General features: G+C 52.4%; 11 protein-coding genes and 1 pseudogene. 5 read left to right on the top strand and 7 right to left on the bottom strand.

The window, feature by feature from the left end; all coding sequences use genetic code 11:
• Window positions 1-153 precede the first annotated feature (153 nt).
• Entirely contained in the window at window positions 154-4,080 is a 3,927-nt protein-coding gene (locus MKX42_RS18150; RefSeq protein WP_340753726.1) for a discoidin domain-containing protein, read from the bottom strand.
• Window positions 4,081-4,368: 288 nt separating this feature from the next.
• The gene (locus MKX42_RS18155) at window positions 4,369-4,863 is read right to left on the bottom strand and encodes a GNAT family N-acetyltransferase (RefSeq protein ID WP_340753727.1); all 495 of its coding nucleotides are present in this window, start codon (window positions 4,861-4,863) and stop codon (window positions 4,369-4,371) included.
• A 191-nt stretch (window positions 4,864-5,054) separates the two neighbouring features.
• Between MKX42_RS18155 and MKX42_RS18160 the strand changes: the two genes are divergently transcribed.
• The gene (locus MKX42_RS18160; protein ID WP_340753728.1) at window positions 5,055-5,654 is read left to right on the top strand and encodes a hypothetical protein; all 600 of its coding nucleotides are present in this window, start codon (window positions 5,055-5,057) and stop codon (window positions 5,652-5,654) included.
• Here MKX42_RS18160 and MKX42_RS18165 read toward each other — a convergent pair.
• The 3 genes from MKX42_RS18165 to MKX42_RS18175 form a co-directional block, all read right to left on the bottom strand.
• Complete coding sequence (locus tag MKX42_RS18165; RefSeq protein ID WP_340753729.1) at window positions 5,644-6,561, bottom strand: class I SAM-dependent methyltransferase; 918 nt, start codon at window positions 6,559-6,561, stop codon at window positions 5,644-5,646. The genes MKX42_RS18160 and MKX42_RS18165 overlap by 11 nt on opposite strands.
• A 131-nt stretch (window positions 6,562-6,692) precedes the next feature.
• A complete protein-coding gene (locus MKX42_RS18170) occupies window positions 6,693-7,328 on the bottom strand; it encodes a type 1 glutamine amidotransferase family protein (protein ID WP_340753730.1) in 636 nt (211 codons plus the stop codon).
• A 131-nt stretch (window positions 7,329-7,459) separates the two neighbouring features.
• A complete protein-coding gene (locus MKX42_RS18175) occupies window positions 7,460-8,842 on the bottom strand; it encodes a sedoheptulokinase (RefSeq protein WP_340753731.1) in 1,383 nt (460 codons plus the stop codon).
• Window positions 8,843-8,970: 128 nt separating this feature from the next.
• On the opposite strand from MKX42_RS18175, the gene MKX42_RS18180 reads away from it, so the two are divergent.
• Window positions 8,971-9,729 carry an SDR family oxidoreductase gene (locus tag MKX42_RS18180; protein WP_340753732.1) on the top strand — a complete coding sequence of 253 codons (759 nt, stop codon included), beginning with the start codon at window positions 8,971-8,973 and terminating at the stop codon, window positions 9,727-9,729.
• 394 nt (window positions 9,730-10,123) lie between these two features.
• Here the strand turns inward: MKX42_RS18180 and MKX42_RS18185 are convergent, their stop codons facing one another.
• Entirely contained in the window at window positions 10,124-10,444 is a 321-nt protein-coding gene (locus tag MKX42_RS18185; RefSeq protein ID WP_340753733.1) for an iron-sulfur cluster biosynthesis family protein, read from the bottom strand.
• Between the two features lie 186 nt (window positions 10,445-10,630).
• On the opposite strand from MKX42_RS18185, the pseudogene MKX42_RS18190 reads away from it, so the two are divergent.
• The 3 genes and pseudogenes from MKX42_RS18190 to MKX42_RS18200 form a co-directional block, all read left to right on the top strand.
• A pseudogene (locus tag MKX42_RS18190) lies at window positions 10,631-10,774 on the top strand (anthranilate phosphoribosyltransferase); the annotation flags it as partial.
• A gap of 395 nt (window positions 10,775-11,169) precedes the next feature.
• Window positions 11,170-11,541, top strand: a complete 372-nt coding sequence (locus MKX42_RS18195; RefSeq protein WP_340753734.1) for a hypothetical protein — start codon at window positions 11,170-11,172, stop codon at window positions 11,539-11,541.
• Between the two features lie 32 nt (window positions 11,542-11,573).
• A complete protein-coding gene (locus tag MKX42_RS18200) occupies window positions 11,574-12,539 on the top strand; it encodes a hypothetical protein (protein WP_340753735.1) in 966 nt (321 codons plus the stop codon).
• Window positions 12,540-12,645: 106 nt separating this feature from the next.
• On the opposite strand, the gene MKX42_RS18205 is transcribed toward MKX42_RS18200, so the two are convergent.
• A complete protein-coding gene (locus MKX42_RS18205) occupies window positions 12,646-13,149 on the bottom strand; it encodes a DMT family transporter (protein ID WP_340753736.1) in 504 nt (167 codons plus the stop codon).
• Window positions 13,150-13,160 lie beyond the last annotated feature (11 nt).

The raw sequence follows: 13,160 nt of genomic DNA on the forward strand, positions 1-13,160 counted from the left end.
CCCCTTTGTAAAGTCATTATGTACTTAATGAATAGAATAACATGCAGAGATGCTGTAATGCTGTCGCAAAAGATCGAAAGCAAATATGAAATTACTATGAAAAGATTACACAAAAGAGGAGCCATTTAGGCCCCTCCCCTGTCTATCTCTAGGCTACTGAATCAACAGCCCAAACCCGCTCTGAATATAATACAAGCTTGGATACGCGATATTGCTGGTCGTCAGGTTGTTGAAGGTCGCCGAGCCGTTGCCGGTATACGTGTAGATTGCCGCCCCCTTATGAGCGCCGGAGAATCGTGAAGTGGTTACTCCATCGAGACCGGTGCCGTTAATGTTAATGTTGTTAAATACGATACCTGAGAAGCCGCCGCCGTATCCGAACTGGATCGCATCGCGCTGGGTATTGATAATGTCGATGTTGCTGAAGGTAACGTTCTTGATCGGGTCACTCGAAGCTTCGAGATCAATCGCACCGCGTTCCCCGTCATACAAGTCACGGCTGGTGCCGCTGTTAATAATCGTCGTATCCGAGAAAATCATCCCCGTATTGCTGTTGAAATGCGCCCCCGGGAAGGTCGTATTCAGCCGGATGCCGGAGCCGCCCACCGTGTCGATAATGTAGTTGTGATCGGCCTTGTGGCCGCTGCCCCCGAAGATGCCGATAGCGCCGGCACGCCAGTTATTCTCAATCGTATTGTACGAAAAAGTGTTATTCACCCCATCCGGCGCCCCGAACGTATTGCTCGGCCAGACGGCCAGTCCGTCGTCCCCGTTATTGCGCACATTGGTATTGCGGACAGTAGAATTGCTGGTCCCTTGGGAGAAGTTGATGCCGTCCGCCAGATTGTTGCGGATGCGGCTGTTCTCTACAAGCAGATTGTTCGCATAGATTGCCGGCGTCCGCGCATAATCTCCCACCCACATGCCGCACTCAAAATGCTCAATCCATACGTCATGGATAACCGAATTGTTACCGAAATTATCCATCAGGCCTTTATAAATGGCATTCTGGTTGTACCGGGATCTCAGATTCGAGTTCATATAGACATTGCTGAAATCCAGCTTGCCTTGAACACGGAAGGAGATGCCCCCGCCAGCTGCATTGGGATTCGTAAATTGCAGATTGGTGTGCCAATAGCCTGCGCCTGTAATTGTAATGTTGTTGATCATGTTGCTGACCGAGCCAATGACCCACATGCTGCTCAGATTAAAAGTTCCAGACGGAATATAGAGAGATTTCCCGCTGGTCACGGCGGCTGTAACCGCACTGTTGAAGGCGCCCAGGTCGTCCTGTCCGTCTCCTGCCACTGCACCGTAATCGGTGACCGATACCGAGTTGGCCGGACGGGCGATGGCTGCCGGTACAGGTTCAATCTCCAGGAAATCCACACCATACTCCAGACTGTCTCCGTTATTCTTCTGAATTCGGATCACATCCCCGGGCTGAAGCGGTGTGTCCAGCTTCCAGTGGACTTCATCGAACCGGAACAGCGGACGTCCGGCACTAGGAGCATCCCCCGGCTGATCTCCAGAAAAGTATTGCCAGGCATAATAGGAGGTCAGCGGAATGGTCTTGGCTTTGGTTCCATTCACATATACGTCAAGCGCACCGGTAAGGCCCATTCCGTCTGCCGAATCCGGCATTGTGAATCTCATAGTGACTCCGGCACCGCCTTGCCCCGCTCTCACTGTCCACTGGGCATAAGCTCCGTTAGAAGGTAAGGCTACATAACTCTGTCCCGAAGCCTCGGAGGCAATCGCCGTCTGATCGAAATTCGGTGCAGATCTCAGCGCCGCCGAGCCGCCGCGGGTTGCATCCTCTGTATCATACCGGCTGTACAGAACACTTGCTCCGCGCAAAGCATATACAACCAGGTTCACAGTGTTCACATTATTGGCCTGCTTGGTTGTAAGCTCATTGGCATCTGCGGCAATGGTTGTAGTGACCGTATAATTGCCGTTCACTGCACTCCAGGTGCCGGGGAGAGACACCTCAACCGAAGCCCCGGCTGCGATTACGCCGGTGTAAGAGCCGGTGAAGGTCTGCACAGTAGAGCCTGCGGCATTCTTCAAGGCTACAGTTATTCCATGGGCACCGCCTGCGGAAGCAAGGTTGCCCTGATTTTTGAGACGGACGGTGAAGGCCACGTTACTCCCCGCAGCCGGTGTTCCTGGTGACCAGGAGGCCGTACCTACAAGATCGGAGCTGGACACAGGAGCAATGACCAGGGAAGTAGGATTAATGTAGCCATTGTTGCTTTCGTTCTGCTCAATAATCTGGCCTGCTTCATCTACCTGGGCACTTAGCGGATAAGTTCCGGCTGTTAGCGTCCCTGCATTGTAGGAGATGGTTGCCGAAGCACCTGCTGCCAAAGCCGCTACCGGTGCCGAACCCGCCAGTTCGTTGTTCAAGTAGAAATTGACAGTGGTGGCTGCTGCTGCGGCATTGCCAATGTTTTTTACCGTTGCATTCAGAGTTACACTGCCTGTCTCCACCGGAGAAGCAGGAGTCCAGCTCATGCCTGTAATCGTCAGATCCGGGTTCGCTGCCGGTGTACCGTATACCTGGAATTCAGCGATCTGTCCGGCTGGTGCACCGGAGTTGGCAGTGACATTAAGCTGTAGCCGCTTAACGGTTGCTGTCACGGGAATGGTTACCGTGTTGCCCGAAGCCGGATTGAAGGTATAGGTCTGAGCTGAAACGAGGTTGCTGAAGGTCGTCGAAGTCTGATTGTGTCCCAGAACTTGAATGTTCTGCGTCCGGGCCGCCCATTCGGCCGCCGGATTCAGCTTCAGCACAATCGATGAGATTGTATAATTGGCTCCAAGGTCGAGCGTAAGGGTGCTGGGATTCCCGCTGCCTTCCCAGTAAGTAGCCGTGTTGTTATCGTTCGCATTCACGGCTACGAAATTCTGTGTGCTGGAGGAGGCGCTGATCGCCTTGCCAATGGCGATGTTCCCTCCAGGGGACACCGTTGGTGTTGACATCGGTGTTGCTGTTGGTGTTGGTGCGGAAGTTGGTGCCACCGTAGCTGTAGGGGCCGGGGTAGTTACCGGCGTTGGCGCTGGTGTTGGAGTAGGAGCAGTTGTTGGAGCTACTGTAGGTGAAGGTACGGGCGTGGCGATGATTGCAGCTGCTACCGTAATTAGATCTAAATTGACATTGCCCGTATCCCCCGCATCGTATTTGTAAGCAATACTATTACTGCCAGCATTCAACGGGAGGGCTTCCGCCTTCGTGCTCCAGGTATCCCAGTTCGCCAGGTTCGGCAAGATGGTCTGGCGCTGCTTAACTCCGTTCACGTAGATGCTGATCGTCTTATCGCTTCCGCTTGCATTGGCATACTTCAGCGTAACGTTCCGTGTACCCGCCGCAGGCACATTGACCGTGAAGGTGGTGGAAGGACCTTGGGCCAGATAGTTGTCAACAAAGCCTGTGCCGGAGTATCCGGCATGGTCCGTGTTCACTTGCGCTCCGCCGGATAACGCAGCTGCCTCTGCTTCATAGGTACCCGCTGGAACCGGTGATGCAGTAGGTCCGGCTGTAGGCGCAGGGGTTGGGGGGCTGGCACCGTAGATTTCAAGCTCGGACAATTGGCCCGCAGGCCAAGCAGTATTCGCGCTGAACAACAGACGGACATAACGCGTATTGGCAGACGTGAAGTTAATCGTGACACTATTACCCGCCACCGAAGGATTAAATTCGTACGCAGATGGACCAGCAATATCTGTAAAGCTAGTTCCGTTCGTACTGCCCTGTACCGCCAGTGTCTGGGTCCGCGTCTCCCAGCTAGCCGGTAACTTCAATACAAGCTGGTCTATACTGGTGAGCGTACCCAGATCCACCTGAATCCACCCAGGAAAAGCATCATTTGTACTCTCCCAATACGTACTCGGATTGCTGTCCTTAACATTATCCGGCGTATAATTCTGAGATTGTCCGCTAGCGGTAATGGTTTTGTTAAGTGCCAGATTCGTTCCGCCAGCTGCCGACGAACGGGTCAGCGGACCGGCCGCCATGAATAGCGTTGAGATGAGCAGCGTAACTACAAGCGACCATGTAACATACTTGTTGCGCATTCTATTCCTCCTTAGTCTGATGTGGAACGATACACAGTGATATTCACAGCCCTCTAATGATAGCGATTACAACTATTGCAAAATCAATACCTAAATCAGCCCACCCTCCCCTCTCTGCAATACACACTCATTATAGGTTTAATGCAGAGCACTCTTTAAGAGCTATTTCTACGGAAAAGATAGGTGATTCAATGAAAGTGATCATTGAGAGCAGCCAAGACTAAAAAAAGATCAACTATGGCAGAATCTGACCTCCATAATTGACCTTTAAATGGAATTTAAATGCGTTCATAGAATATTAAGTTCATGTAAGTCTCGGATATACCATGCATCGCAGGCATAATGCTCGGAACCGGCCAGCGGGCCATCCAGCGGGCTGAACCCGTGCTTGACATAGAAGCGGCCAGCGGCCTGCATCGTCAGCAGCGTCTCCAGGTAACACTTGCGGTAATGCTGCTTAGCGAAGGCAAGCGCCGTATCCAGCAGCTCTGCTGCAACGCCTTGGCCGCGGATGGCTGCGGACAGGTACATTTTCTGCAATTCACAGATCTGCTGCGTTTCGTCAAATGCCGCAATCCCGCAGCCGCCAAGCACCTGCCCGTCCACTTCAATAATCCAATAAGCACGATTCGCCGCGCTATTATAATAGGTATATAAATCACGCAGGCTATCATCTGCCCAGGCCAGGCCTTCGCGGTTGCCGCCGAATTCAATCAGGCACTCCCGGATAATCCTCTCAATGGCCGCATTATCCCTGCGCTCAATGGGACGGATGGTGTTCATATAGTGGTCCTCCTTTTACTCTATATCTGCTTCGTTTACTGCTTCACTGTATAGTTAATCTATTTTATCATTACCTTCAGATCGCTGTCACACATTAGCAATGGCTAGGCCACCCTCTCCGGTTGGCTCCTTCCCGCTGAACGATTCGCCTGCTATACTGGGATTTGCAAGTAGGATAAGGAGTGAGACAGATGAACAAGCTGGTATTCTTCCTCGGACCCGGAGGGGCAGGCAAAACCACATTAGCCAAGGCTGTTGCAGCCCGGCGTCAGGCGGCGGTATTCGATATGGACATTCTGCTGCGTCCGGCAGCAACCGTGATCATGACTATGCATGGGCTTGACCCTGACGACAGAGATTCCGATGAGTATAAAAGACTATGCCGCGACCTCGGCTACCACATTACGATGGATGCAGCGCTCGATAATATCGGCCTGTCCAGTGATATATTTGTGGTGGGTCCCTTTACCAAAGAAGCGGCCGATCCGGAATGGATCGGCCGCGAGCTGGCGCGCATCGGGCGCACACTGGAGGAGGTTGAGGTCAAGGTCGTTATGGTAGGACTTGCGGATGCAGCCATGTTCCGTGAACGGCTTGAAGGCAGACATTCCGCACTTGACGCCTGGAAGTTCGCCCATTGGGAGAACTTCGGCGCTTCGCTAGGCCCCCGCACCGTAGCCTGGCCGCTCCCGCCTGCACAGGTGGTGCAGATCGACAATTCCCATCCCGACCGGAATATCGCGGTAGCGGCGGTGGAAGCTTTTATTTATGGAGAGGAAGCTACTTCTTAACCGCATGAATATAATGAATCGTCTCAAAAGCGCTTAGAGCATCACTCCGGCCGCTGAAAAATCTGTCATTGATCTCTGCCGGAGACAGGTGCTCGTAGACTAGCAGCCCGGCCTCAGCCAGCAGCTCCTCCATCTCCGAATAACTGAACCAGGACTGCATGGGCTCGCCGCTGGCAGCAGCCATTTGCACCATTTTGCCCACCCGGCCGGACACGCCCTGCTCTTCCATTAGATATTCATCTGCATAATCCAGAACGATAGAACTACCTGAGGGAACCTTTGCGAGCAACTCCGTAATCAGGCGGGTATTCTCCTCCTTAGTAAGATAGTAGGATACCCCCAGCAGGCTGAACAAGGTCTTGGCCTCAGGATCGAATCCCTGCGTAAGCAGACTGGAATACGAGAATTCGCCCGTGAAGTCCATAGGGACGAGATGAAGATTGCCGGGAACCGCAAGCTGTGCTTCCTTAAGCCTCTGCTGCTTGGATGCCTGGGTAACAGGAGCATCGACTTCAAAAATCGTGAGCCGCTCCATAAGCGTATGATAACGGCAGGCAAAGCTGTCCAGCCCCGCCCCAAGAATCACATACTGCTTCAGCCCGAGACTCAGCTCATGCAGCACTATAGCCTCACAGTAGGCAGCACGAGCCAGCGGTGTGGGGGATAACTGAACCTGGACAATCCATCTCAAGATGGCTTCAGGATCATCCGGGTACCTCTCCGCGATTTCGGGACTGAAGAACGCAATCCCCTGCACCATATTCCTGCTTATATCCGCGAACTCCTGCGGTGATATCAGCTTTTGCGCCACATCATCATTGAAAATCTTGGGATTGTCATATTGACTGTGATACGCACGGCCAAAAGCGGCCACTAAGGCAGTCATACTGGACTTGTTCTGCTTCATTGGTGGTTCCTCCACAAAAAATAAGATTCCCCCTGGCCAGGAGAACCTTATTATATACACAAACTATAGATATGTAAATTATAGCATATATAATATTTTTTGTCAATGACAGATGTTACAATATTCTCTGTTTATCCCTGTTCTAACGAGCCCATTAGCTGGAAAAAGGATTCGGTCTCATGTGTCTTGTTAAGACTGTACCATGCATCCAGGGTTGCTGGAGCAAATACCTCTAAGATCCTTAGCACTTCCCTCGCAAACTCCAGCGGAGCGATGCCTGATGCTGTGACCAGCTTCCCGCTGACAGCTACAGGCCCATCCTCATGATAAGCTTCCCCTTTATAGCCGGGGCTGACCATTTTCAGGTAATCCAGGTTGTTGCTTGTATGCGGCACAGTATCCAGATACCCCTTATCCGCCAGCGCCGTGGTCGCACCGCAGATAGCAGCAACGGCCACACCGAGCTGGAGCGCTTCGTGAGCCCTATCCAGGACCGGCTGATTCTCCGCCTCTCCCCACGTATTCCCTCCAGGTAAAATCAAAAGGTCGCCGCCAGCCAGCCTGCACTCCTCAAGGGTGAGATCCGGCTGAACAGTCAGTCCACCCATGGTAATAACCGTTTCTTTGGTGGCGGATACTGTAATGACTTTTAAAGGGGCTGTCCCCTTTTTGAAGTATCTTCCTGTGTTCAGTTCGGCGGCCAAATACCCGTATTCCCAGTCTGACATCGTATTGAATACATATAGGTAAGCTTGTCTGTTTTGCATATTTAACTCTCCCATCACTATTTGATATAGCTTATTATAGTAAAACTCCCCTGACAGATGGTGTCAGGGAAGTTTGGCAGATGCAGAAATGAATGCAGCGATGCCGCATTTACGTCAACTTAGTGATGCGGCTATCTAAGATAAGCCCCTGCTTCTCTGAAGCTTGCGATTTCCCCGCTGCCGACAGCGGCACAGAGCGCTGCCCCTACGGCCGCTTCTTCAGCATGTTCACCAAGCTCAAGCGGTAGCCCGAAGGCTGCTTCGGCCTTGGCGCACAGCACCGGATTACTCCGCAGCGCATTGCCTGAGCCTATAAGGCGGGTGAATGTGCCTACGCCCTGCTGTTCCAAATCCGCTAGGAAGCCATGCAGTTCATCTACCATTCCTTGCAGAAAAGCATGGGCCAGCCCGCCGGGAGTAAAATTCTCCAGCGTGATTCCTTCCACACTGCCGCGCTTCTCCGGGTTTGTCCTTGTCCCCAGGAGCTGTGTGTTCACCGTAAGCCCTGTGCTGCCGCTGCCCGTAACCTCCTCACTAAGCAGTCTAGACATCAGGGAATAGACATCTGTCGGCGCTGCTCCGGTGTATGCGGTAATCAACTGCCGGAAGAATCCCTCCAGGAGGGCATAAGACTTGCCGCCGCTCAAGGCTGCGCCAACCATCAGCATCCCGCCACCAGGGAACGGGCGTACTTCCATCGCGGAAGGAGCGTTATCACAGTCAGGTACCCAGGCCGAAAGCTGGCTCCCTGTGCCGATGTTCAGCAGCAGGGAGCATCCGGGCTGCGGCACACTGCCCAGGAAGCTGGCCTGATTATCCCCGAGCGAGGTATACACGGGAATGCCTTGTGATGTGCTACCGATTGCCGTCCCAGAGGGTACGACCTGCGGCAAAAACGCAGGGGCGATCCCGGCTAAATTAATCGCGGTTCTATCGAAATCTCCTGTCCGCAGACTGAAGCCCCCAATCCCCGCTGCCTGCGTTGCATCGATCAGGGGAATATCACCGTTCGCCAGCCTCATCGCGATATAGTCCGCAATCGTGCAGAAGCCGACTGCGCGCCCAGTGACAAGCTGTCGGCACACATTATAGTAATGGGTGGCGAGTCCATAGCCGGGAGCTACAGTGTAACCGGTAAGGTCACTGAACTGCTGCGCATAGGTAGGACTGCCCGTCCCTCCGGTGAGCTGTCCCGCCCGTCCATCCTGCCAGGTATACAGGGGACCTGTAGCTCTCCCGCTTTTATCCAAATAGACAATCCCATGCATCTGCCCGGTTAAGCCAATTCCCGTTACTTCCGGCTGGTGCGCCAGCAGACGTTCAAGTATATGCTCCACCTGCTTCATAATCAATTCCGGGTCCTGCAGCCGCTCCCATTCCTGATTCAGGCTGAAAGGCAGGCTCGCTTGCGATTCCGTAAGGCTATGCAGAATCGTACGCTTCTCCAGATCGTAGAGCAGCCCGGAGATGGATGTGGTTCCGATATCTAGTCCGGCCGTAATCATAGGCTCCATCCTCTTCCCTCTTGTATAGCCCATATGTTAAGCCTTCACGAAGGACAGCGTCAACCAGGCGCATAAAACACTATGAAGCAAAAGATACTAGAAAAGAGAAAATATCACTATACACGGAGGTACATACAATGAGGCTTCACAACAAAGTAGCAGTAGTTACCGGGGCGGCGTCCGGGATGGGGAAGGCGATTGCTGTGCTTTATGCCACGGAAGGGGCCAAGGTCGTAGTGGCGGATATTCATCTGGAGGCTGCAGAGACGGTGGCGGGTGACATTAAAGCTGGCGGCGGGGAAGCCATAGCGGTACAAGCAAATGTTGCAGATGAGTCTGACATCCAGAATCTGATCGATAGTACAGTCAACACCTATGGCACTGTAGATATTCTGGTGAATAATGCGGGGATCATGGATAACTTTGAACCGGCGGGTGATATTGAGGATGAGAGCTGGGAGCGGGTGCTCGCCGTTAATACAACTTCAGTAATGCGTGCTACGCGTAAGGTGCTGCCTATTTTTCTGAAAAAACAACAGGGTGTTATTATTAACGTTGCCTCTGTAGGCGGTCTGTTCGGTGCCCGGGCAGGTGCGGCTTATACAGCCTCGAAGCATGCGGTTATCGGCTTTACCAAGAATACCGGATTCATGTATGCTGCCAAGGGAATCCGCTGCAATGCGATTGCGCCGGGCGGTGTGGAGACCAATATTGGTTCCACTATGACCCATATCAATCCTTTTGGCATGGAACGCACACAGCCGGGCATGGCGCTTAATCCACGGATGGGCCAGCCCACCGAAATCGCACAGCTCGCCTTATTCCTGGCTTCAGAGGAAGCAGGCTTTGTGAATGGAGCAGTCATTACCGCAGACGGCGGATGGACGGCTTATTAAGCTGAGGACCTCAAGCGAAATGAGGGGCACTATTGCGAAATAGCACCCTCATTTGCAACCTTTGGGCCGCATCAGGACCGGATGCTACGGCGTACCCATTTCAATTGTAATCGGTTTTTCGATTACATTTGGCCTACGCAGCGCGCCCATTTCAATTGTAATCGGTTTTTCAACTACATTTGGCCTACACGGTGTGCCTAGTCAAATTGTAATCGGTTTTTCGATTACATTCGGCCTACACGGCGTTCCCAGTCCAATTGTAATCGGTTTTTCGATTACAATCAGCTCACGAATCTCCGCCATGCCCGATATGCTCGGTTTTCCCTTAAATAAAGGCCATCCCCCGTCACTCTGCGGGCAGATGGCCTCCTTGCTTATGCTACCTTCATCTCCTTCAGCCCCGCGCATCCTGCACCCTGATATTGCTCCCGAACAAGGTGGAATCACTCGTCAGCTTGTAGGCCGGATACCCGGCCTCTGCTTCGAGCCGCATCACGTCATCGAACAGCAATTCCTGCTGGCGGTCACATAGGAAGGTGAACGGCTCGGTCTGAAACACAATATCCGTTGGCGAAGGCTCGCTGACTACCCGGATCACTAGCATGCCATTACAGCCGCAGTCCTCCGTATCGTAGAACATTTTGAATTGCCCCGGCTTCCCGGCCAGACTCTGCTCCAGCCGTTCGCGGGTCATTGCATTAAGCTCAATCTGCATCTGTAATTTCTCCTTTCAGGGCCATCTGCCCGGCATGCTGTAACTGTAGGCGACAAGTATAGTCCCTAATCTGCGCAGACCCGTGTGACAGCAGTCACTAAGAATGTGAAAATATGACCATCAGCGCAGCATGCCGCAGCAGCGTTGAACTCTCCTCCATGAATATAACACAGAAACAAGCGCTCCGCCGGGCGTGTGAATTCTATTGAGGAAGGCGTCTATACATGCAAGCCTCTGCTGGATAACGGGCGGGCCTGGACTGCGTATTCAAATTGGAAAAATGCAATACTCTGCAGCACAGCGGCTTCTCTGGGGCAGGCGCAGGCTTGACGGACACTAACTCTAGCAATGATAGCAGACTGATCATCGGTCTGCTTTTTATTGTGCTGTTCAGACACTATTGAAAATAGATCTAATACTAGCACTCCTGTATCAAACAAAGGCTTAAAATCTCCTAACCTTATCTACTATGTCTATTTTATGGTATCTTCGAACCTTTCACCTTTCCATGAATATATTAAACAACCGGGATTCAAATGCTGTACACCATTATCAGATAATGAGGAGGAATGACAATGGCTGTTCTATCCACTGGTCCCATTTAAAATAATCCAGTAAATGGGACAAGACCCACCCTAACATTAACCGTTAAGCTCGAAAATAGAGATCCTTCCAATTTTGCCTCAGTAACGATTCAAGGATATATGCTGAATGGAAGCCGGACATTGTATGTCAGTGAATCTGTTTCGCTTGCTCCAAATGCGGTAGCCACCAATAACTATTATGCGAATTTCAGCTTTGATTTTGTGATCACCTTCACAGGTGTGAGTCCCGCGAACTTCGCAGCTTCATCATGGGGTAAAAGCAGTACCGGGGCGCTTGTTACAGCTCATCGTTTAGTAGCTTCAGAAATGATAGGAAGTGGAACTGGCATAACTGGAGCGACTGGGGCTACAGGGACGACCGGAGCGACAGGGCTTACGGGAGTGACTGGAGCGACAGGGGCTACAGGAGTGACAGGGTTGACTGGGGCTACAGGAGTGACTGAGCTACAGGGGTTACCGGGACGACCGGAGCGACAGGGCTTACGGGAGTGACTGGAGCGACTGGAGCGACTGGAGCTACAGGAGTGACAGGGTTGACTGGGGCTACAGGAGAAACTGGTCCCTCTGGCAGTGCGACTGGAGCGACGGGTGCCACTGGACCGACGGGTGCGACAGGAGCTACGGGGACTGGAGTTACTGGGGCTACGGGTGTTACAGGGGCTACGGGTGTGACTGGATCTACGGGTGCTACTGGTGTTACGGGGGCTACTGGGACTACGGGTGCTACTGGTGTTACGGGGGCTACGGGTGTGACTGGAACCACAGGGGCTACGGGAACAGTACTGCCAGATCCTTTTCAGGTATACGTCCAGGCAGGAGCCGTTGGGGGAAACGGGACACAAGCGAGCCCCTTTGGTACCATTCAACAGGGAGTAACTGCCGTATCCCCCAATGGAACGGTATATATTATGGGCGGGACGTATCCAATAACGGCTAATATCGGAATTAGTAAAGCAGGTGTAACCATAAAAGGATTTCCAAATAGCCTGATTATTCTTCAGGCAGCGGTCATCGTCTTCACCGTTACCGGCAGCGGCGTGACGATTGATGGACTGACCATAACGAGTGATAACCCATACGCTGTTGAGTTCATTCAAGTAGCGGGAACCAATCATACCATCATCAATAATGTGATCTATGGTCCGCCGCAGGCCGGACCTTCCTCCGGCTGGGTAGTAAACCGGGGGTTAGTGTCTGCTGCCAACAACATGACCAACTTGATCGTGCGGAACAATGTTTTTTATTCATTGCGCCAGCCTGCCTATTTCAATCAGAACGCAACGGGTGAGGTCATTAATAACATTGTTTACAATACACGCGGCTTCGTAAATGACCGGGCCGTTATGGTATATTCAGGCAACGCCTGGGGCAGTCCGGTGAATGCTGTGGATATCGCACTGCTCGTTGGAACGATTACAGGTCCTCCGTTTGATCCGTTGACAGATCTTAGCGCGAATAACAGCACCGCTACAATTCAGGACTCCCGTTAACCAAAGCTGCCGTTATCTGTATACAATAGAAGCGCATGTCCGTGTTAGTCACGAACTGCGCTTCTTGTTTGTTTCTGGAATCATTCATTATTGATCTCCAGCATGCCTACTTCAATTCCACTGCATGCTTCTTATGCTCTGTTCCAGAGTGGCCGTCTTGAGCTTGGGGCTCACGCGCTCCACCCAGCTTGAACACCAATATCCCGCCTACGATAATAAGCACGCCGATCAGCTGGTTGAACGAGAACGGAACCTTCGCCAACCCCAGCCAGCCCAGTGAATCCCAGAGCAAGGCGAAGCCAAGCTGGGCAGTAAGTACAATCGAGATGGCATAGGTGGCGCCAAGGATTCTGGTGGCCTGGACCAGGCAGATTACGACCCCCACGCCGATCATTCCGCTTAACCAGTACCAGGGCTGCATGTGCTGCAGCGTGAACATGTTTTTCCCTTCCATAATCAGCCCCATGACGAGGGAGGCGGCGAAGCCCATGCCCAGCACTAGTGTAGTGGTCGACCAAGAGCCTGTATGCTCATTGACTTTGGCGTTGAAAATATTCTGTAAACTGACCAGCGCGCCCGCGATCAGTGCAAGTACTAACCCTGTTAACATATCTCTTGTCC

It is taken from the genome of Paenibacillus sp. FSL R7-0204 (genome assembly GCF_038002225.1).
Lineage (GTDB): Bacteria > Bacillota > Bacilli > Paenibacillales > Paenibacillaceae > Paenibacillus_AQ.